At 40.4% G+C, this 20,376-nt stretch carries 18 protein-coding genes; 8 read left to right on the top strand and 10 right to left on the bottom strand.

The genetic code is table 11. The features are described from left to right. Positions 1-762, bottom strand: a 762-nt coding sequence (locus tag H6G73_RS23125; RefSeq protein WP_190608726.1) for a PD-(D/E)XK nuclease family protein, incomplete at its 3' end; no start/stop codon positions are given. 679 nt (positions 763-1,441) lie between these two features. Between H6G73_RS23125 and H6G73_RS23120 the strand changes: the two genes are divergently transcribed. Next, entirely contained in the window at positions 1,442-1,684 is a 243-nt protein-coding gene (locus H6G73_RS23120; RefSeq protein WP_190608724.1) for a hypothetical protein, read from the top strand. 218 nt (positions 1,685-1,902) lie between these two features. On the opposite strand, the gene H6G73_RS23115 is transcribed toward H6G73_RS23120, so the two are convergent. Together H6G73_RS23115 and def are read right to left on the bottom strand one after the other, a co-directional pair. Continuing rightward, entirely contained in the window at positions 1,903-2,106 is a 204-nt protein-coding gene (locus tag H6G73_RS23115; protein ID WP_190608722.1) for a hypothetical protein, read from the bottom strand. 12 nt (positions 2,107-2,118) lie between these two features. Beyond that, complete coding sequence (gene def, locus H6G73_RS23110; protein WP_190608720.1) at positions 2,119-2,682, bottom strand: peptide deformylase; 564 nt, start codon at positions 2,680-2,682, stop codon at positions 2,119-2,121. Positions 2,683-2,799: 117 nt separating this feature from the next. Here def and H6G73_RS23105 point away from each other — a divergent pair, with 117 nt between their 5' ends. After that, a complete protein-coding gene (locus H6G73_RS23105; protein ID WP_190608719.1) occupies positions 2,800-3,702 on the top strand; it encodes a cell division protein FtsX in 903 nt (300 codons plus the stop codon). Positions 3,703-3,936: 234 nt separating this feature from the next. Continuing rightward, on the top strand, positions 3,937-4,746 hold the full coding sequence (locus H6G73_RS23100) for a DUF3598 family protein (protein WP_190608717.1): 810 nt from the start codon (positions 3,937-3,939) through the stop codon (positions 4,744-4,746). Positions 4,747-4,774: 28 nt separating this feature from the next. On the opposite strand, the gene aat is transcribed toward H6G73_RS23100, so the two are convergent. Further along, the gene (gene aat, locus H6G73_RS23095) at positions 4,775-5,350 is read right to left on the bottom strand and encodes a leucyl/phenylalanyl-tRNA--protein transferase (protein WP_190608732.1); all 576 of its coding nucleotides are present in this window, start codon (positions 5,348-5,350) and stop codon (positions 4,775-4,777) included. A gap of 109 nt (positions 5,351-5,459) precedes the next feature. Here aat and H6G73_RS23090 point away from each other — a divergent pair, with 109 nt between their 5' ends. Continuing rightward, positions 5,460-5,789 carry a hypothetical protein gene (locus tag H6G73_RS23090; protein WP_190608715.1) on the top strand — a complete coding sequence of 110 codons (330 nt, stop codon included), beginning with the start codon at positions 5,460-5,462 and terminating at the stop codon, positions 5,787-5,789. A 77-nt stretch (positions 5,790-5,866) separates the two neighbouring features. Here H6G73_RS23090 and rpsN read toward each other — a convergent pair whose 3' ends face one another. Both rpsN and H6G73_RS23080 read right to left on the bottom strand, forming a co-directional pair. After that, on the bottom strand, positions 5,867-6,169 hold the full coding sequence (gene rpsN, locus H6G73_RS23085) for a 30S ribosomal protein S14 (protein ID WP_190608712.1): 303 nt from the start codon (positions 6,167-6,169) through the stop codon (positions 5,867-5,869). 230 nt (positions 6,170-6,399) lie between these two features. Then, the gene (locus H6G73_RS23080) at positions 6,400-11,229 is read right to left on the bottom strand and encodes a PAS domain-containing protein (RefSeq protein WP_190608704.1); all 4,830 of its coding nucleotides are present in this window, start codon (positions 11,227-11,229) and stop codon (positions 6,400-6,402) included. Positions 11,230-11,790: 561 nt separating this feature from the next. Here H6G73_RS23080 and H6G73_RS23075 point away from each other — a divergent pair. Continuing rightward, positions 11,791-12,273, top strand: a complete 483-nt coding sequence (locus H6G73_RS23075; protein WP_190608697.1) for a phosphate-starvation-inducible PsiE family protein — start codon at positions 11,791-11,793, stop codon at positions 12,271-12,273. Between the two features lie 421 nt (positions 12,274-12,694). On the opposite strand, the gene H6G73_RS23070 is transcribed toward H6G73_RS23075, so the two are convergent. From H6G73_RS23070 to H6G73_RS23060, 3 genes are all read right to left on the bottom strand, one after another. Next, a complete protein-coding gene (locus tag H6G73_RS23070; protein WP_190608730.1) occupies positions 12,695-12,916 on the bottom strand; it encodes a DUF167 domain-containing protein in 222 nt (73 codons plus the stop codon). Beyond that, the gene (locus H6G73_RS23065; RefSeq protein WP_190608695.1) at positions 12,900-13,313 is read right to left on the bottom strand and encodes a ribosomal maturation YjgA family protein; all 414 of its coding nucleotides are present in this window, start codon (positions 13,311-13,313) and stop codon (positions 12,900-12,902) included. The genes H6G73_RS23070 and H6G73_RS23065 overlap by 17 nt, the downstream gene beginning before the upstream one ends. An 84-nt stretch (positions 13,314-13,397) precedes the next feature. Beyond that, entirely contained in the window at positions 13,398-13,790 is a 393-nt protein-coding gene (locus H6G73_RS23060) for a pentapeptide repeat-containing protein (RefSeq protein ID WP_190608693.1), read from the bottom strand. A gap of 335 nt (positions 13,791-14,125) precedes the next feature. Here H6G73_RS23060 and H6G73_RS23055 point away from each other — a divergent pair, with 335 nt between their 5' ends. The 3 genes from H6G73_RS23055 to H6G73_RS23045 all read left to right on the top strand — a co-directional run bounded on the left by H6G73_RS23055 (position 14,126) and on the right by H6G73_RS23045 (position 18,639). After that, positions 14,126-14,587 (top strand): hydrogenase maturation protease, encoded by a 462-nt coding sequence (locus H6G73_RS23055; protein ID WP_190608691.1) that lies wholly within the window; start codon positions 14,126-14,128, stop codon positions 14,585-14,587. 104 nt (positions 14,588-14,691) lie between these two features. Further along, positions 14,692-17,505, top strand: coding sequence for a bifunctional acetate--CoA ligase family protein/GNAT family N-acetyltransferase (locus tag H6G73_RS23050; protein ID WP_190608690.1), 2,814 nt, complete (start codon positions 14,692-14,694; stop codon positions 17,503-17,505). 405 nt (positions 17,506-17,910) lie between these two features. After that, entirely contained in the window at positions 17,911-18,639 is a 729-nt protein-coding gene (locus tag H6G73_RS23045) for an ABC transporter ATP-binding protein (protein ID WP_199317837.1), read from the top strand. 143 nt (positions 18,640-18,782) lie between these two features. On the opposite strand, the gene H6G73_RS23040 is transcribed toward H6G73_RS23045, so the two are convergent. Beyond that, on the bottom strand, positions 18,783-20,147 hold the full coding sequence (locus H6G73_RS23040; RefSeq protein WP_190608687.1) for a restriction endonuclease subunit S: 1,365 nt from the start codon (positions 20,145-20,147) through the stop codon (positions 18,783-18,785). Positions 20,148-20,376 lie beyond the last annotated feature (229 nt).

The raw sequence follows: 20,376 nt of genomic DNA, 5'->3' as shown, positions 1-20,376 counted from the left end.
AATGAATTTATAATCACTATCAAATAGATATACTTTAATGTTTCGCCCAAAATCTAACATATTTTGGGCTGTTTTTATCGCATTTTTCTTAACATTCAACACTTCTGGGTTTTGGTATGCTTCCAGCCAATTAGTTAAGTTATCAAGAACATGATTTAGTGCTTTAGCTGTGGCTTGGTGTTGGTGAATATCATAGTCAAATTTGATATTTTTGGTTTTACCTTGAGACTGGACAAACCAGTAGGTCATAGAAATATCTTCTGGTTGGTATTCGCTTGTTTCCACCAAAACATATAAATAAAGACGGGTTTGCCAATTTTGGGCTAATTTATTTTTATTTGGTGGTTGAGGATAGGTTTTCCAATCCAGAATTTGTGCTCGTTCATCGTCTGCTATTAATAAGTCATAAATGACAGTCAGTAAATAATTTTTTATTTGCAAAGTCCGATAATGTTCGCTTTCACGAAAACTAGTGTCATCCTTAGCAGGTATTAAAATTTCTGGAGCCGCATTAGCAAATGCTGACATCCAACTTTGCAGTTGGGGGTCTGCTTGTAAAAAATTTTCAATTGGTAAACCCATTTCTCTTTGCTGCATGAGCAAGTGAAAGCGACTCCCTAATGATTGATGGTCTTCATGTTGGGGATCTGGGGGTGGGGTAAGTTGTTCTAAATATGTATGTTGAAATTTTCGAGGACAAGCTGCAAGAAGGTTGAGTTGTCCCTGAGATAGACGAAGTAATTGATTAGAAGTAGGTAACATTCTTCTATTGTAGAAGTTGCCTGAGGTGCATTGTCTAATCCTTGTCCTATGTATCTGGATCTTGGCAGATTTTTCTAGATATTATTTCTATTTAACGCATAAATAAACTTTTGCTGATGTGAGAAAATTGACACACTATTTTCCGAGTGCCTTGGTTATCTTAAAATGGGTATTATACCTGTTGAAAAATTAAATATATATGTTCGATAAATCCTTTAAGCATTTTCCCTACAAGGTTTCGAGATGCTTTTTTAGCTTGTTGAATTAAAGGTATATCAGTTTCACTCTCAATCTTATCGTGAAAAATTATCTATAATGCACACGCTGATTAAGTATAGGTTGTTGCCATATATCGATGAATATTACGCATAAAAATTTTTTCTTTAATTTTGTTCAGGAATTGAACTGGTTTTGCGTCTACTAAATGAATGGAAAAAATAATATCTAACTAGAAATGAATTTATATCCGTTTAAAAATTTATATATTTTCTATTCTTCATTAGCTCAAGTTGTCAAAATCGCAATTGCTAGGGAGATGAATTTATAAATGTAATCGATGTTATCGATTACAGGTTGAGACCTAACCAGAACCAAATACCACTGTTTTTACCAATTCCTGCTCACCTAATTCATCTCCCCAATCCCTTGAGGTTTTTTTATGATGACATGTGAAATATTCATGAATGAGTTTCTAGTATGGCAATCATCACCAAAAATGTATTGGTGTACATACCGAAAAGCATCTGGTCATTATTATACCTACAGAACCGAAATCATCATAGGCATTTCCACAACTGCTGTGCGGAGTATGGCTGAGTTGCTTTTACAGCCTGGAGAAATGATTAGTAACTTGCGGGTCTTTTATCCACCTCAGATGATGAACCAGGATGTAGTGGAATCTTTAGCACCTAGTTACAACTAGTTACCGTATTTTGAACAACAATTATCCCTTACTAACTGCCTAACTACACACTCAGGGGATATGGATTTAAACATTCACCCGAAAAAGATTGATAAATAAAGGTTTCGGGGATGGGAAAGGTTTTTAAAGTTTACACCGTGCAGTACTAGACTTCGGTACTTGCATAAATAAAGGTAAAAGGACGACTTCATCCTTTTACCTTTTTCTTTACCTGATGCTTATTTAATGTTAGCCCGTGCATCCCTCACTGCGGCAACAAAAAATAATCCGGTGAGAGGAATACTCAAAGCTAAGATAATGGCTGTGGTTTGTACACCTAAATCTGGTTGTCCAGAACTGAGTTCAAAGACAGAACCCACCGCAGCGATCGCTGCAACACAAGAACTGGCTAAAAAAAATCCGCTTTTTGGAGTTAAATACACTACTCAATCACCCTATGCTACTGGTTTAACGGCTTGGTATGAGAAGCCATTCTTAGATAACTCCTGAGCCAAAGTCAAGGAATTTTCTACTCGGTCTACGAACACCACACCGTTAAGATGATCCATTTCGTGCAAAATACAACGTCCCAGCAGGTCAGTAGCTTTTAAGGTTTTTGGTCTGCCATTTTCGTCTTTATAAGCGATTTCTACCTCTAGAGGACGCTTAACATCCATATATACGCCAGGGATGCTCAAACAACCTTCTTGAGCCATACAGGCTTCTTTGCTGACTTGTTTAATGGTGGGATTGATCAGCACTAATGGTGGACTATCAGGATTATCTGGTTCACAGTCAATAACGATCAATTGCTTATTAATACCAACTTGGGGTGCAGCTAAACCAATACCATCTTCACTGTACATTGTTTGCAGCATTTGCCGCACTAGTTGGCGTAGTTCGTCATCTATTTTTGTAATGCGCTTGGCGGGTTGACGCAACACGCGATCGCCTAAATAGTGAAGCTTCAAAGGTGGGTTTTTTAACTTTTTCTTCTCTACCGCAATGTCAGAAGGCATGATTCTTGATGGCTTGATGGTGAATAGTCTTACTAATTAGATTCTATCGTTAGTGGTTAGTTGTCAGTAGTGAGTTGTCAGTTGTAAGATGCTCTCATTTTCAATTGGCAATGGTTGATGTTTAAATACTTAACAAAACTCGACTATCTGCTCAAAGAAACCTTTTTGGGGTTACTGCGAGGGGGATGGATGAATTGGGCGGCTGTCAGTACCATGACAGTATTGTTGTTTCTATTTGGGTTGAGTTTACAAGTATCTTGGCAGGTAGAAAAGCTGCTGAATCGGTTTGGCAGTCAATTGGAATTATCAGTTTACCTAGATCCAGGGATAGAAGGGTTAACGATCCAACCTCTGGTGGAAAATCTCCCCGATGTGTCCAAAGTAACAGTCATTTCCAAAGCCGAAGCTTGGACAAAATTAGTCAAAGAATTGGGCATCATTGATATAGAAGGCGCGAACCAGCAGTTAGGGGGAAATCCATTAGTTGACGAAATCAAAGTCCAAGTCATCAATCCCCAAGTAGTACCCAATTTAGCTACCCAAATCGCCAAACTACAGGGTGTGGATGTGGTGCAATATGTAGATGAAGCAGTAAAACGTATTGCCCAGTTGCACGCAGGTCTAAACTGGATTACCTTGATAATTACCATTATCTTGACTTTAACAGCGATCGCTGTGACTACCACCACCATTCGCCTGATTGTCCTAGCCAGAAGGCGAGAAATCGAAATTATGCAGCTAGTAGGTGCAACTTCCGCCTGGATTTATCTACCATTTATTTTTCAAGGTGTTTCCTTTGGGTTATTCGGTGGTGCGATCGCTTGGTGTTTTATTGCCATCACACACCAATTCCTCAACAGTCTCCTAGCTAATCAAGCCGATTTCATCCAATTCATTAACCAAGGTTCACAACTCACCATCTCACAAACATTACTCCTTCCCCTCATCCTCTTAGGGTTTGGTGCTGTTGTAGGATTAATGGGAAGCTTATTCGCTGTTCGTCAATTTGCTAGAGGATAATATAGCAGGGGACAGGTTACAGGTGACAGGTGACAGTGCTAAAAGCCTTTTTGTGTCTAAGTTTTAGTTGTAGTTAATGTCCTAACTGTCTTGTCTACAGCTATATCATTAAAAACTAGAAATTAAAACTTAAAAATTCCAGTCAATTAAAATAGCTAATTACGCCCCCTTGCGAATCCCACCTTGCTCTAGCATCCCACAACTGACAACTAATCAACTAATCATAAATAACCAATGACCAAACAATGGCAATATTTACTTAAAAATCTTGGGGAATGGCAAGGCTCATTTACTCACTACACACCCCAAGGTCAAATGATCAAAGACATCAAAAGTGTAGTTAGTTTAGAAGGTTTAAATGACAATCAAATAGTTCGACAAACAATTCGTCAAGGTGAAAAAGAACAGGTTTTAGAATATAGTTCCCTGTCTAGAAGTGTCATGTTTTTTGATAATGGTGCATTTTCCCAAGGTTCCATCCAACTAGGTCCATTATCGGAATTTGGTGCAGAACTGGGTTTAATTCATGAAAATCGCCGTGTCAGGTTAGTACAACTATTTAATAAACAAGGACAACTAGATAACCTAACTTTAATTCGTGAAAAATTAGCAGGTACGACCCCCATAGAAACACCACCCTTACAACTCGAAGATTTATTAGGAGAATGGCATGGTGAAGCAACCACAATTTATCCAGATTGGCGACATGGTAACACTTGTCCAACCCATCTTTCTTTAAAAATCAATGAAGCTGGCAGATTAGTACAAACCCTAATTTTTGGAGAAATTACCCTCACAACAACAGCTACTATTAAAGACTCCTATCTCCTGTTCGATCAGCATCCTAATAAGCTCATTCAAGTATTATTTTTACCTAATGGGGTTTCTGCTACCTCACCTTTACAATTACAGTTAAATCAACCTCTATTTTTAGAACTGGGATGGCTCATTCAACCAAATCTCCGCCAAAGATTACTGCGTAGCTATGATAATAGAGGGACATGGTTTAGCCTTTCTTTAGTGACAGAACATCGCGTTGCATAATTACTTTCACTTTTGCGATTCTACCTCATTAAAATAAGGAACAGGTAGTTTTTAACGCCTGCTGAAGTAGAACTGTATACTCTTCATCCCCAATCCAATAAGCACCGAATCTTTCCAAATGGGGATTCATCATTTGTGCATCAAATAGGATAAATTGCCTTTGACGCAACCTTTCTACCAACTTCACCATTGCCACTTTAGAAGCTTCGGGAATGCGGTAGAACATTGATTCACCAATAAAAGCACCACCAATCAAAATCCCTAAAATTCCCCCAGCCAGTTCATCACCACGCCAAGTCTCAAAACTGTAAGCATAACCAGTCTGGTACAGTAGCCAATAGATATCTTTTAACTCCGGGGAAATCCAAGTAGTCTCACGGTTAGCACAACCATTCACTACACCCAAAAAATCACGGTTAATTGCCACCTGAAAGCGTTCTTGATTTAAGACCCGCTGTAATGACTTGGGGTAACGGAATCGTTCATCCAAAGGAATCAACGTGCGTTCCTTACTGGCATACCAACCCAAGTTATCCCACTCATCCGCCATGAGAAAATAACCTTGAGCATAACCGCGAATAATAGCAGCAACATCATATTGCATAATTTCAGTTAACAACCACAAAAAACCTAAGAGGAACGCACCTTGATACTTCCCTATCACTTTCTGCGTTCCTCTGCGATGTTCTCAGTTTTCCTCTGCGCCCAAAACAATGACAGATCCAATACCATCCATCACCTTACCACCATCTGAAAATCCCCAGCTAGAAGGCCAATGGTTACAACAGAACCTTCTCACCTGGCTAGATGCAGAATTTATTCCAGAAGCAGTCAACCAGAAGATTGCTCAACGTGCAGCCCAAATCTATATGCGACAAAGAATGGAAGGAGAAAATGACTTGGGTTCTCTGGTCATTGCCATTGTCACAGAGATGCAGTCATTTGATTTTTCCAAAAGCTTTTTTGGGGAGTTTGCGATCGCCAACGCCGTTAGCGATCTACTCTTAGAAAGGCTGGGAATTGATCGGTGTTGCGGTCAATAAATAAGTCTGGTCATTGGTCATTGGTCATTGGTCATTGGTTCACTGCTAATGACTGACTAATGACTACTGACCACTCACTACCAGCTAGACTTCACAACCCCAGGTAACAAACCTTCGTGGGCCCATTCCCGTAATACGTTCCGAGATACACCGAAATCACGGTATACACCTCTAGGACGACCGGTTAACCAGCAACGATTACGACGGCGGCTAGGTGCGCTGTTACGAGGTAATTGTTGAATTTTGCGGTGAATTTCTAGCTTGTCTAGGGGAGATTCTGTTGTTCTAAAATCTTCTAACAGTGCTTCCCGCTTGGCAGCGTACTTTTCCACTAACTTAGCGCGTTTTTTCTCGCGCTCAATCATGCTCTTTTTCGCCATAAAATCTCTAACGTACTAAAAGGCAGCGTTTTCTATTCTACAATCTTCCCCACCATTCTAGGCAAATTCTCAAGAATATGTTGAACATAGGGAACAGGGAACAGGGAACATGTGACAGGGAACATGTGACAGGTGACAGGTGACAGGTGACAGGTGACAGGTGACAGAGATTTTTGTTTTCAATCACTATAACTATGTGCCATTCATCTTGCTTGTTGCTTGGGTTCTTATTAACTGTGATGGCTGGTTCTATAGGGAATACAGACAGTAAAACAGCTACCTTTTCCCACTTCACTGGTAACTGTCACCGTTCCTCCGTGTAGGTTAATAATGCGTTTGACTAAGGCTAAACCCAGACCTGTGCCACTATATTGGCGGTTGAGACTACTATCTAGTTGAATGAACGGTTGAAATAGCTTGTTGATGTTGTTTGCATCAATTCCAATGCCAGTATCAGCGATCGCAAAGCACAAATGGGGAGAGGAAGGGGAATAAACGGTTGCATCATCTGTTTCTGTTACCCAGACTTTCAAACTAACTGCTCCCCCTGGTGATGTAAATTTGACGGCGTTATTGAGGAGATTGATTAACACTTGACGCATTCGACGCTGGTCTACATGAATAAGACCCAGGTTTTCGGCTATGTGGGTACTGATGTGAATATTTTTTTTCGATGCTATTTGGTTGATAAAAATTAGGCTTTCATCACAGAGGGTTTTGACAGAGACAGGACTCAGTTGCAATTCTAGTGTCCCTGACTCAATTTTTGATAAATCGAGAATATCGTTAATGAGTTCTAAAAGATGTTTACCACTACGTTCAATTGTGGCGATCGCTTTTCTTTGTTTTTCATTAATTTCACCAAATACTTCATCCTGCAAGCCTTCAGACATACCTAAGACAGCATTGAGAGGAGTGCGTAACTCATGACTCATGGTAGCGAGAAACTCGTCTTTTAGGCGTGTAGCACGGGCTAATTCAATATTAATTTGCAGCAATTGTTCATTACTTTGTTGGAGTTGGGCTTCCGCTTCTTTCAACTTGGTAATGTCGTAATTAATGCCAATCATCCGTAAAGCCTCGCCTTGTTGATTCCGTTGAATCAAGGCATAGGCTTTAATAAAATGGATGCTGCCATCTGGATGAATGACCCGGAATTCTGTATCGTACTCTGTTTCCCCCCGTCTGGCCCGTAAACTAAATGCTTCTGCGTGGGCCCTGTCATCAGGGTGCATTCCCTTCATCCACGCATCATAGGCCCCGCTAAAATCCGATGATTTGACCCCGTAGAGATCATACATCCCCTCGTCCCAAACCAAAGTATTAGCGACGATATCCCATTCCCAAATTCCAAATCCCCCAGAACTGAGTGCTAAGGACAGTCTTGCAGAGAGTTTATGCAGTTCTTGTTCGTTATGTTTCCGTTCGGTAATATCTGTGACTGTGCCAATGTAGCCGATTACTTGGCCTTGGGGGTCTGTTTCTGGTACAGCCTGACAATCAAACCACTTAATCTGACCATCAGTATGCAAGCATCTGGCTTCTTGGCGGTAAATCTTACCTTGTTTTAAGGCTAACTGAAATTCTGGGACGATGCGATCGCGATCTTCTGGATGTACAGCATCTAACCAACCCCAACCCAAGCCTGATTCTGTTGTTCGTCCAGTCATCTGACTCCAACGCTCATTCACGTAGACACATTGGCCTGTGGTTTCCACCCGGAAAATTCCCACCGGTGCTGACTCTGTTAAAGTAAGGTAGCGGTGTTCACTTTCCCGCAATGCTGCTTCTGCTTTTTGCCGTTCCCGAATATCAAATAAAGTGGCTCGGTTGTATAAATATGTTCCCTTGTCATCGTAGACGGCAGTGGCACTAATCATCACTGGCAAAATACTGCCATCTTTACAAATCATTTCATACTCTAAATCCTTCACCCAACCCTGCTTCAAAAATAAAGGATAGTTGTGTAAAAAGGCGGCTTGACTATCTGCTGTGAAAAAATCTAACAGGTGGTGACCAATCATTTCTGCACGAGAATATCCCAACCATTTCAGTTCAGTTTCATTCACCTGCAAAAATCTGCCTTCAGGATCTAGGGAATGATAGCCACAAGGAGCATGATTATATAAATCTTCAACTTGACGAGTATATTCTTCTAAAGCGTTTTCAGCTAGTTTGCGCTCTGTGATATCTGTTAATGTGCCTACAAAACCAATGATATTACCATCCTCATCAAGTTCTGGTAGGCATTGAACATAAAACCATCTCACGCTGCCATCTGGTAGAAGATGTCTACCTTCGTATGAAAACAGTTGTTTAATAGGAAATTCTTGCTGTTTGTTGGCTACCATTTCGGGACGGTCTTCTGGATGGACAGCATTTAACCAACCCATACCCAAAGCTGATGCCATTGGTCTGCCAGTCATCTGACTCCAGCGTTCATTGACATAGGTGCAGTTACCTCTATCATCCATACGGAAAATCGCCACAGGAGCAGCTGTTGCTAGGTTAGCATAGCGTTTTTCACTCTCCCGCAACGCCATCTCTATTTGTTTTTGGGGAGTAATATCATAGTTAATGCCAATGGTGCGGATGGGTTGGCCTTGGGCATTGCGTTGAATCAGAGCTAGGGCTTTAATGTAGTGGATGGAGCGATCGCGATGAATAATCCGAAATTCTGTATCAAAATCCTTTTCCCCATTCAAGGCTGCTTGTAAGGCGGCCTCTGCATTAGCTCTATCCTCTGGATGAAGGGCATTTACCCAGTCTTGATAGGTAGCATGAGTATGAGACTTTTCTAGATCATAAAGCTCATACATCCGCTCGTCCCAATTGGCTTCATGGATCATGTCCCAATCCCAAGTACCGATGGCTCCGGCTTTGAGCGCCAATGTTAAGCGACTGGAGAGGGCTTGTAGCTGTTCTTGATTTCGTTTGCTGTCTGTGATATCCAGTATGGCAATTAAAATATTTGGGGTCTGACCTTCGGTATTGTGAACTACCTCTACCCGCATCAAGATATGTGTAATTGTGCCATCTGCAAACAACAACCGATATTCTAATTCTTGATAGCATTCATCTAGCAAGACTTGATATTTTTGATGTAAATATTCCCGGTCTTCTGGATGTACTGTCTGAAGAAAATCTGCAAATGATAGAGGAGATAATTGAGGGTCACGCCGAAAAATTTGATAGGTTTGTTCTGACCACCATACTTCTAGGGTGTGCAAATTCATCTCTACAATACCCAGACGGGCAATTTGTTGCGTTAAAGATAGTTGTGCCGCAATTTTTTGATTTTTTTCTTCTGCTTCTTTGCGTTGGGTAATGTCAATGTGAGAACCAATCATCCGCAGTGGTTGGCCATTTTCACCCCATTCAATCACCCGACCTGAACAAATCACCCAAACAGTGGAACCATGCCGATGGCGATATCTCGCTTCAGTGTAAAAGGGAATTTCACCACGACTGTTGACATGTTGGCCAAATTTTTCTAATAGTGGTGGTAAATCCTCTGGAAATATCAAACTCTGCCAACTGGCTGGCACATTTGGTAATTCATCATCTTCATAGCCAAACATGCCCTTAAAGGTGGGGCTTAAATATTCCTCATCGTTGGCTATATCCCAATCCCAGTATCCAGCTAAAGTATTTTCCAGAATATTTTCCAAGAGGTTTAATTCTCTTTGTATATATTCCACTCGTCTGAGGTCTTCTTGCCGCTGCTTGGCTTCAGTGATATCTGACAATACACCCAACATTCGCAGTGGTTGGTTTGTGGCATCGTAAATGACCTTACCTTTAGAAGATAACCAATGAACACTACCATCAGGCCAAAACACCCTGTATTCTACATCGTAATCACTATGGTTAGTGATAGATTGATTGATAGCCTCTAGTATCTTTTTGCGGTCAGGAGGATATAAATTATTTACCCATTGGTCATAGGTAATTTTGGTTTGACTGGCATCATAACCAAGAAAAGTAATGGTATTATTGCAAACCAACAATTCATTGGTGACTAAATTCCATTCCCAATAACCAATGTGAGTTAATTGCAAAGTAAGTTTGAGTTTCTCTTCACTTGCTTGCAAGGCTGCTTCTGCTTTTTTGCGTTCTGCTAGTTCTATTTGCACTTGCTCATAGGCAGTTGATTGCTGAATCGCGATCGCTATTTGCACTCCTAGCTGATCTAACAAATCTACTTCCCAAGATTGCCAAGGACGAAAGGCAGAACATTGATGAACAACTAATAAACCCCATAACTCGTTGCTGACTATAATCGGGACAATCAAGTTGGCTTTCACTTGAAATTGTTCAAGTAGTTGTAAGTGACATTCCGTCAAGCCAGCTTCATAAATATTCGCGATCGCCCATTTTTTCCCCCGACGATAATCACCACCACCAGCACCTTGAAAATAGGTATCTTGAACTTGTATTCCTAAAACAGTTTTCCATTGGGGCAACACTGACTCCGAAACAATTGTCCCACTCATATCTGGGTGAAATTGATAAATCATCACCCTGTCTGCTTTCATCACCTGACGGACTTCTTTTGCTGTCGCTGAGAGAATTTCTGTTAACTGGAGTGACTGACGAATACGGAGAGCGATCGCACCTATAAGTTGTTGTTGTTCTCGGCTTTGTTCTAGTTGCCGTTTTAAATTTTGCTGTTCTAGGGCACAGTGAATAGTAGACTGCAACAATTGTGTAGTTAGTTGCTCTTTCACCAAATAATCCTGGGCCCCGGCTTTCATAGCACGTACAGCAATCACTTCATCTGTTACCCCAGTCAAAAAAATTACTATCGTTTCTTGATTGTGCAGTTTTTGACGCAATTGCAATAAAAACTCTAATCCATCCCGATCCGGCAACCAGAAATCCAGCAAAATTACATCTGGAACTCCTTGTTCACACCATTCTATTGCTGTTTTTGCCGTCTCACATTCCCAAATTTGATAGCTGTAAAGGCTGTCCTGCTGTAAAAAACGATAACATGCCTCCCGATCTTCGGCACAATCATCAACCAGCAGGATTGTTAACGGGGAGGGATAAATCATACATATATGGGGACGCGATCGCGTTTCAAATTAACTATTAGCTTCTCATCTGTCCAGATCAATTCCAGCCACTTTTGACTTTAGATCAATAAGTTGAGATGAGATCACATATCAAGTTGAAAACATCTAATAATTAGACATTTCCGGCGCTACTGCTTATTAATGTTATTAATCTTGGGTAACTAATAGAAATATTCTATGTTTTACCATAATAATACTTATTTTTTAGTTGTAAAACAATACGGTATATATGCGTATATAACGGATAATTGTGATCAGCCAACAACCGTAAATCAATGTAATTAAGTCAAAGTGACAGGAAAACTACTTACTGAGAACATTTGTATTAACAAATTATTTTTTTTTTAAATAGACTTAATCATATAAATTATGACTTGCTTGCAAATATTAATACCCTACCTTCTTTTTCATTCACTGAAGCAAATTACCTTTTATTCTCTGTCACCTGTATTGCTGACCAGAAATGCTAAATGGTGACATTTTTTATCATTACCCTTACCTATCATACAAAGGAGCAGGCTCAATTGATGTGGAGATATCATGCCAAAGCGGGTAATTGTCGAGGTAAATAGCTGGTTCAAACGGGATAGAATTGTTCGTAATCTAGAAATTTTTCAAGATATTATTGTTATCTCTCTTTGCCTGGGTTTATTCTGTGTAATGCTGATCAGGCTGATTGAGATGTTTGCTTCATTTTTGCAACCATTAGATGTCCGTCAAATTACATCTGATATTTTATTTATTCTCATTCTGGTGGAATTATTTCGCTTATTAGTAGATTATTTGCAAGAAAGGCGAATTTCTGTAGGTGCAGCCGTAGAGATTACCATAGTTTCCTCTTTAAGGGAAGTGATTTTACGTGGTGTCTTGGAAATTCCCCGTGATCAGATTTTTGGCATTTCCTTGTTTTTATTTATTTTGGGCATAATGCTGATTGCTGTTCCCTGGATGTCCAATTGGTTCACCAATACTCCAGTTATTCACCACGACTCGCTAGACACTGAATCAGAAAATGAAAAATAAAAAACCCCAATACTCAATATACAAGGTATAATGCTGTTACGGGCTAAATGAGTCTATGGCTATAAGACTCGCTTTATTGCTACAGCCTTTTCTTGTGTTTGTATTAGGGTTTATTTTCTTTTACGGGACTGTATTTATAAAATATCGACTGAATGTGGAAAAGTTGTGGAAAAATCCATGTCAGTGCAAATTTTTTTGTGCACAAATGGTGGAAATGGCAAAGAGAGTGGCAATAGAAAGGGTTTGCCTGGGTTGCTTGGTTAAGAACAGGTTAAATCCAGTAAGGTTATCCTAGACATTTGGTATCAATATGATTATTGTGATTCAACTGCCAACAAAAACGCACAAACTAGATTTGAGTCAGCAAATGAGGGAACATGAAAATTCTCAGGAAATCCCAGTTAACAAATTTTCATTTGTTCTAATCCTCGATTTCAATTAATTTCTGTCGGGAAGATACACCGGTTTTGATTCTGATTGCAGATTTGGGGACATTAAATTTTTCTGCTAATAGCTTGATTAACTCTTCATTGGCTTTTCCATCAACTGGTGGAGATTTTAAATGTACGATTAAACTGCCGTCTTCTTGTTCAGTAATTTTTTGTTGTTTGGAGTTGGGTTTAACTTTAACTTTTTTTTGCATCATCTACAATTTTGTGGATTTGCTGTAGCCATAACCAACCTAATATACACCCCAAGAAATAATGCCAAAAATCCCACCAGGAAAAGGTTGTACCAATTAACCATTTACCGATTAAGGTAGCACGAATGGCTGTTAATATTGGTGGTTGCCAAAGTTGTAGAAACTCTAAAATACTAGTAATGATAAAAACTAGAATGGGTATTTGCTGGACTGCTTGACGACTTCTCCAAAACCAAGAGGCAAATAAGCACCAAAATATTTCATAAAATAAGGATGACCCATAGTTGTTGAACCAAGGATGAAATGGCCCGGTGTAATATTTCCAGAAAAAACCCATCGTGATCACAATGGGGAAGGAAATTAATATTAAAATTTTGTGATTAAGAGTGGTGAGCATTATTGAATTTTGCAATTGAATTTTGCAGATGTATGGGTTTTGTTGCTCACATTGATAAGACTCCTGACTCGGAAATTTTAGCTATCAATCATCTTGCTTGATTTTGACACCTGCTTTGACTGGGTCAAAATTTTGGGGAAAATGGGTAGTGCGATCGCAATCTGCTTTTTCTAACTTCACTCCTTGCAAATTCGCTTCCCGCAGGTCTGTAGCAAACAACATTGCTCCGCGTAAGTCTGCATCTTGTAAATTCGCTTGACTCAAATCAGCATAGCTGAGGTCACATCCTCTGAGGTTAGCACCTTGGAGATTGGCTTTACTTAAATCAGCATAGCTGAGGTCAGAACCTTTGATGTCTATTCCTTGTAGGTCAGCTTCTGGAAGTTCTGCTTTAGAAAAATCCAATTTTCCCGATGCGTACTCCTTCATTAGAGCCTCTGCTATGCTCATGGGCTGTTGAAAATTTACATTAGCCATGGAACAGCCTCACATTTTTGTCTACATTTTTTAACAATTTTAATACCATTAGATGCTGTAATCTTACAACTGCTAGTCAAAAACCCGCATAGATTTTTAACATAAATTTGTTTAAAGACATTAATCATCTTAGTTTGTCATTTCCTCACAACTTCCTCAAATTGTAATTTTAAACTCTGATTATTGATAAGAAAGAAATCTGATTTATATGCTTTAGTGTTATGCTAAGGATTAAAACCTTAAATCCTAGCGGCAAAAAGTATCACAAAAAATCAAAATAACCAGCCTAGTCAAACAGTTTTGCACAATTAACAAGGTGGAAGGGTGAGAAAATAATGAATAAAGCCGCGATGGTAATTGGGTATGGTAATGAATTACGTGGCGATGATGCCATTGGACAAAGAATAGCGAATACAGTGAGTTCGTGGCATTTATCATCTGTGCAATCTCTTGCAGTTCACCAATTGACACCAGAATTGGCAGAACCGTTAGCACATACTGATTTAGCTATTTTTGTCGATGCTTGCATTGATGGTCAAGGAGAAAATGTCCAAGTGGAATTGATTTCACCCAATGGTTCGGGTGTGGTTAGCTGTCATTTGGGAGATCCACGATCGCTATTAGCCTTAACAGAATATATCTATGGTCATTGTCCCTCAGCTTGGTTAGTAACTGTTCCAGGGGCAAATTTTGAAATTAGCGATCGCTTATCATCCACAGCCCAAAATGGTATTTCCATCGCCTTAATTAAAATAGTTCACCTTCTGGATCAATGTCAAAATTTATGGGTGCATTAACTAGGTTGAGGAAATAGGTAAAAAACAGTGATATTTGCTCTAAAAAATAGCTAATTAATTCCTTTTACGAAACCGAAAATCTCAAACATCCTCAAAGGTCTGATATGGTAAATAATATCCAGCAAACCAAAAACAGCGATAGCGCGGATCGCAGTAACTTGCAGTGCGATCGCACCTACGATATTTTACAAACTGATAAATTCAACCCTCTTGATGCCATCTTTGCACCGAAAACCGTCGCTGTCATTGGTGCGAGCGAAAAACCTGGCAGTGTAGGACGGACTTTGCTGTGGAACTTAATTAGTAATCCCTTTGGTGGGACAGTGTTTCCCATTAATCCCCAACGTCACAGCGTTCTTGGCATTAAAGCCTATCCTAGTATTTTTGATGTTCCTGAAAAAATCGATTTAGCAGTAATTGCCACACCCGCACCCACTGTCCCCAAAATTATCTCTGATTGTGTGGATTTAGGTGTCAAAGGTGCAATCATTATTTCCGCAGGTTTTAAAGAAGCAGGTGCATCTGGTATTGCCTTAGAACAGGAAATTTTACAACAAGCGCGTCGGGGTAAACTGCGGATTATCGGCCCCAACTGCTTAGGTGTGATGAGTCCTTTATCTGGTTTAAATGCTACCTTCGCTAGTAAAATGGCTAACTCCGGCAACGTCGGTTTTCTCAGCCAAAGTGGGGCATTGTGTACAGCCATTCTCGATTGGAGTTTGCAGGAAAACGTTGGTTTTAGCGCCTTCGTTTCCCTTGGTTCCATGTTAGATGTGGGGTGGGGAGACTTAATTTACTACCTCGGTGATGACCCCAATACCAAAAGTATTGTAATTTATATGGAATCCATCGGCAACGCGCGATCGTTTCTCTCCGCAGCGCGGGAAGTAGCCTTAACTAAACCGATTATTGTAATTAAAGCAGGTCGCACTGAAGCCGCAGCCAAAGCCGCAGCCTCTCACACAGGTTCCTTAGCAGGTAGCGATGCTGTTTTAGACGCTGCATTCCGACGGTGTGGTGTCCTGCGGGTTAATCGCATCTCTGATTTATTTAATATGGCAGAGGTACTAGCCAAGCAACCTCGTCCTCAAGGGCCAAAACTGACGATTTTAACTAATGCTGGTGGGCCTGGGGTGTTAGCTACGGATGCCTTAATTGAAACTGGGGGAGAACTAGCACCAATGTCTGAGGAATTAACTTCCTCCCTCAACCAAATTTTACCGCCCCAATGGAGTCACAATAACCCCATTGATATTTTGGGAGATGCTGACCCCCAACGCTATACCAAAGCCTTAGAAATAGCCGCTAAAGACAAAAATAGTGATGGGTTGTTAGTGGTTCTCACTCCCCAAGCCATGACTGACCCGACCCAAATTGCAGAACAGTTGCGACCCTATGCACATCAAGCTGGTAAACCAATTTTAGCAAGTTGGATGGGTGGTGCAGATGTGGCAGCAGGAGAACAAATTCTCAACCAGCAAGGTATCCCCACCTACGCTTATCCAGACACAGCCGCGCGGGTGTTTAGTTATATGTGGCGATATAGCTATAATTTGCGGGGTATTTATGAAACTCCGGTGTTACCAACCCTTGATTGTGATGCCAATGTTCGGAACTGTGCAGTTGTAGATGATATTATTCAAGCTGCTAGGGAAGCACGAAGAACTATCCTCACAGAATTTGAATCGAAGGAGATTTTAGCAGCTTACGGTATTCCCGTGGTGGCAGGGTGTGTGGCTAAAAATGCTGATGCAGCGGTGGAATGTGCCGAAAAGATTGGCTATCCTGTGGTACTCAAGCTTTATTCCCAAACCATCACCCATAAAACTGATGTAGGAGGAGTGCAGTTAAATCTGCGAAATCAAGAAGCAGTCAGACGGGCTTATCAAATGATTGAATCTACTGTACAGGAAAAAGCTGGTGCAGAGCATTTCCTCGGTGTGACTGTGCAACCAATGGTGAAAACTAGCGGTTACGAATTGATTATTGGCAGTAGTTTAGATGCTCAATTTGGGCCAGTGTTGCTGTTTGGTGCGGGAGGTCAATTGGTAGAAGTTTTCCAAGACCGAGCGATCGCCCTTCCTCCCCTCAATACCACCTTAGCACGGCGGATGATGGAACAAACCAAGATTTACAAAGCTCTCCAAGGAGTCAGGGGACGGAATAGTATCGACATGTCTGCCCTAGAGCAATTATTGGTAGTCTTTAGTCAGTTAGTCGTTGAACAACGTTGGATTAAAGAAATTGATATTAATCCCTTGTTGGCTGTTCCTCCCACACCCAACCATCCCGGTGGTTTAATTGCCTTAGATGCGCGGGTTGTTTTACATCCACCAGAAGTAACAGCTGATCAATTACCAAAACTAGCCATTCGTCCCTATCCCAGTCAATATGTAAGCGACTGGCCAATTAAAGATGGGAAAACAGTAACTATTCGTCCCATCCGGCCTGAAGACGAACCCTTAATGGTGAAATTTCACCAAACTCTCTCCGAAGAAAGTGTCTATTTCCGCTATTTCCACATGATTAAGCTGAGTCAACGCATTACCCATGAACGACTCACCCGCATCTGTTTTATTGACTATGACCGAGAAATGGCATTAGTTGCAGAATACCAAAATCCAGACACAGGAGTCAGGGAAATCCTAGCAGTGGGGAGATTGAGTAAATTACATGGTAATGATGGAGATGCAGAATTTGCTATGCTAGTGAGCGATCGCTATCAATGCCAAGGTTTAGGTACAGAATTACTGAAAAGATTGCTGCAAATCGGTAGGGATGAAAAAATTCGTCTCCTTTGTGCTGACATCCTCATAGATAATCAGGGAATGCAGCGCGTATGTGAAAAATTAGGTTTTCAAATTACCCCAACCACAGACACTACCGTAGTGAAAGCCGAAATCGCTTTGATTACTTAGGGTTGGAAGTACAGAAGTATGCCTACGCCACGCTGCGCGAACAGGAGTTGAAAAATACAAGAATTCAGCAGCAATCGCATTAATTATTGTGTAACTCCTGCAACTTCTGTAATACCGATTTGAAAAAAGAATGCAACACATTGATTACACCCCTCCCCAACCCTCCCCGCTTGCGGGGAGGGTGCGCGACAGCGCGGGTGGGGTTATCTGTTGCAAACATTTTTTGATTTGGTATAACTTCTGTCTTCTTCTTTTTAACCTTTTTTGGCTCTTTTTTACCTCAGTCGTGCTTATCACTCCAGACATCAAATCCGGGAAATTCGCTATGATGTTGACATCAGTATCACCATAGGTAAACTTTTTGTCACCTACTGCTTTGATTATCAATATTTAACCGGATTTGATATGAATTCTCCATCTACAAAAGAAATTATTCGTCTAGAAAATATTTTCAAAATCTATGGCAATGGTGAAACAGAAATTCAGGCTTTGAATAATGTTAACTTAGTCATTGAAGAAGGTGAATACTGCGCCATTATGGGGCCTTCTGGGTCAGGAAAATCCACAGCCATGAATATTATCGGTTGTTTAGACCGTCCCACCAATGGACATTATTATTTAGATAATGTGGATGTGGCGCAAATGAATGATAACGAATTAGCCCACATTCGTAATCAAAAATTAGGATTTGTCTTTCAACAATTTCATTTATTAACTCAACTCACAGCATTAGAAAATGTAATTCTGCCGATGGTCTATGCTGGAATCAAGAGCGAAGAAAGGCGAGAACGGGCTATTGAAGCCTTAATCAAAGTCGGCTTAGAAAAACGCCTACATAATAAACCCACCCAGCTATCAGGGGGACAACAACAAAGAGTAGCGATCGCTCGTGCCATTGTCAACCGTCCCGTTGTTCTCCTCGCAGATGAACCCACTGGTGCACTTGATTCTCGCACCACCCAAGAAGTTTTAGATATTTTCGGTGAATTGAATAGTAGTGGTATTACTGTTGTCATGGTGACACATGAAACAGAAGTCGCCCGTCAAACTAAGCGCATTGTCTGGTTTCGTGACGGACAAGTGGTTAATTCCCATCTCACCCCCAATGAGTTAAATCAAGTTCTTGTCTCTTGATTGGAAAGTAGGGACGGTTTCACCCAGATCATCTTTGTTCTGCAAGGGGTGGAACGCCTACCAGAGAAAGTAGGGGCGGGTTCACCTAGATCATCATTAATCATCGAGCATATTTGTTAACCCGCCCCTACAGAAGATGGGTACTAGGCTGTTAATACCTGCTTTGCTGCGACTTCCATCAGTTTCTCGCTGCTGTCTCGTCCTTGTTTCAATTTGGCTTCTAGGGTATCGCAGAGGGACATCAGACTGTCGCACTTCTCTACAATCCGTTTTTGTTCAGCAGTTGGTGGGAGCGGAATTAGCATTTTCCTTATATCAGCAATGTTAATATGACGTGCAGCAGTACCAATTAACTTACTCTGCCATTGCTGAACAAAAGTATCTGAGACTAGAGCATATCTAAAATATTCTGGAACTATTTCATTAAAAGTTCTAAACATCATCATTCGTTGTCCCAGACATACTTCTAGCCCCTCTGGCAAAATTACGGCTAATCCTATAGTTCCCTCTCTTGAGAAAAGGATATCACCTGGTTGAGGTTTAAGTCTTCTAATCCTTTCTTGAAAAGAATCTTCTGATACAAATCTCAATTTATCAAATATAATTTCACCTTGTTTTATACAGGTTGTATCAATACAATACTTGCCTTCTTCTAAAAACTTAGGAGTGCTATGCAAACAATCAATTACATGCTGACAAAGGTAATCTATCCTTTGCCAAGACCAACTATTAGGTAAAATATATGGTAGTTCATTGTTATTAATAGAGGGATACAGCTTTAGTTTGGGAATTTTATTTTCCTTAACTAAATATTCTCTTCTATGTTTAATTTTTTCTATTACTAATAAAGCAGATTCATCATTTGGATCTTGACGCACAAGTTTACCCTGCACGGCTAACTGTAAAATCGCCTGACGCAGTTTAGGAATGGTTTCAGGAACGCTGTAGATTAAGTCAAAATTATTGCAAATACGCTGCCAGTGTTGGCGGAAATCGTCGGGATTTTGGGAGGAGAGGAGTTGAGCGATCGCACTCTCATTCATCCTCACAATACTCTCTTGCCTTTGCTGCTGCCGTTTTTCGATTTCGTCGCAGATGGAAAGCAGGCGATCGCACTTTTCTACAATACGTTTTTGTTCTTCTTTGGAAGGGAGACTGAAGGGAATAGCCTCTATACTTTTGGATGAAATATGTGGTACTCCATTACTTCTGCCAGGATCTATCGCATTTATAAAAATTGGAGACTGTAGCCACAGGAAGAAAAACTCAGGTACAATTTCATCGGTTTTAAACTCGAATTTTCCAACACGCTGTAAAAGAAGACATGGAAGATCATTCTTAGTAATTCTTGCAACTTTTAATCCAGTTGAAATAATAGGACGATCAAGGGATATAACTATATCATCTACATCTAGCTTAAATCTCTGGAATTCTTGGGCTTTTTCCTTCGATATTGTAGCTACATCGTCCCATCTTAAATTACCATGACCAATGTTTGCATTCCGCAAAAGACGAATTCCATCATTTATGAACCAAGTGCTTTTGAAAGCATAACCATTTAAGATGCTGAGATAATCAGATACTTTGTGAGTATCTAAAGCTTTTTTGAATTTATTACTACTTTGATTAGCAGAAATGTTGAATGTCGATACAAAACTTTACATCTTTAGATAGAGTAGCTCTAAAAAGCCTAAAATAGTCAACATAACATTATCTCCTCAAGCCAATGAACATAAC

The organism is Richelia sinica FACHB-800 (assembly GCF_014698825.1).
Classification (GTDB): Bacteria; Cyanobacteriota; Cyanobacteriia; order Cyanobacteriales; family Nostocaceae; genus FACHB-800.
This window is presented reverse-complemented; position numbering and strand designations above follow the sequence as displayed.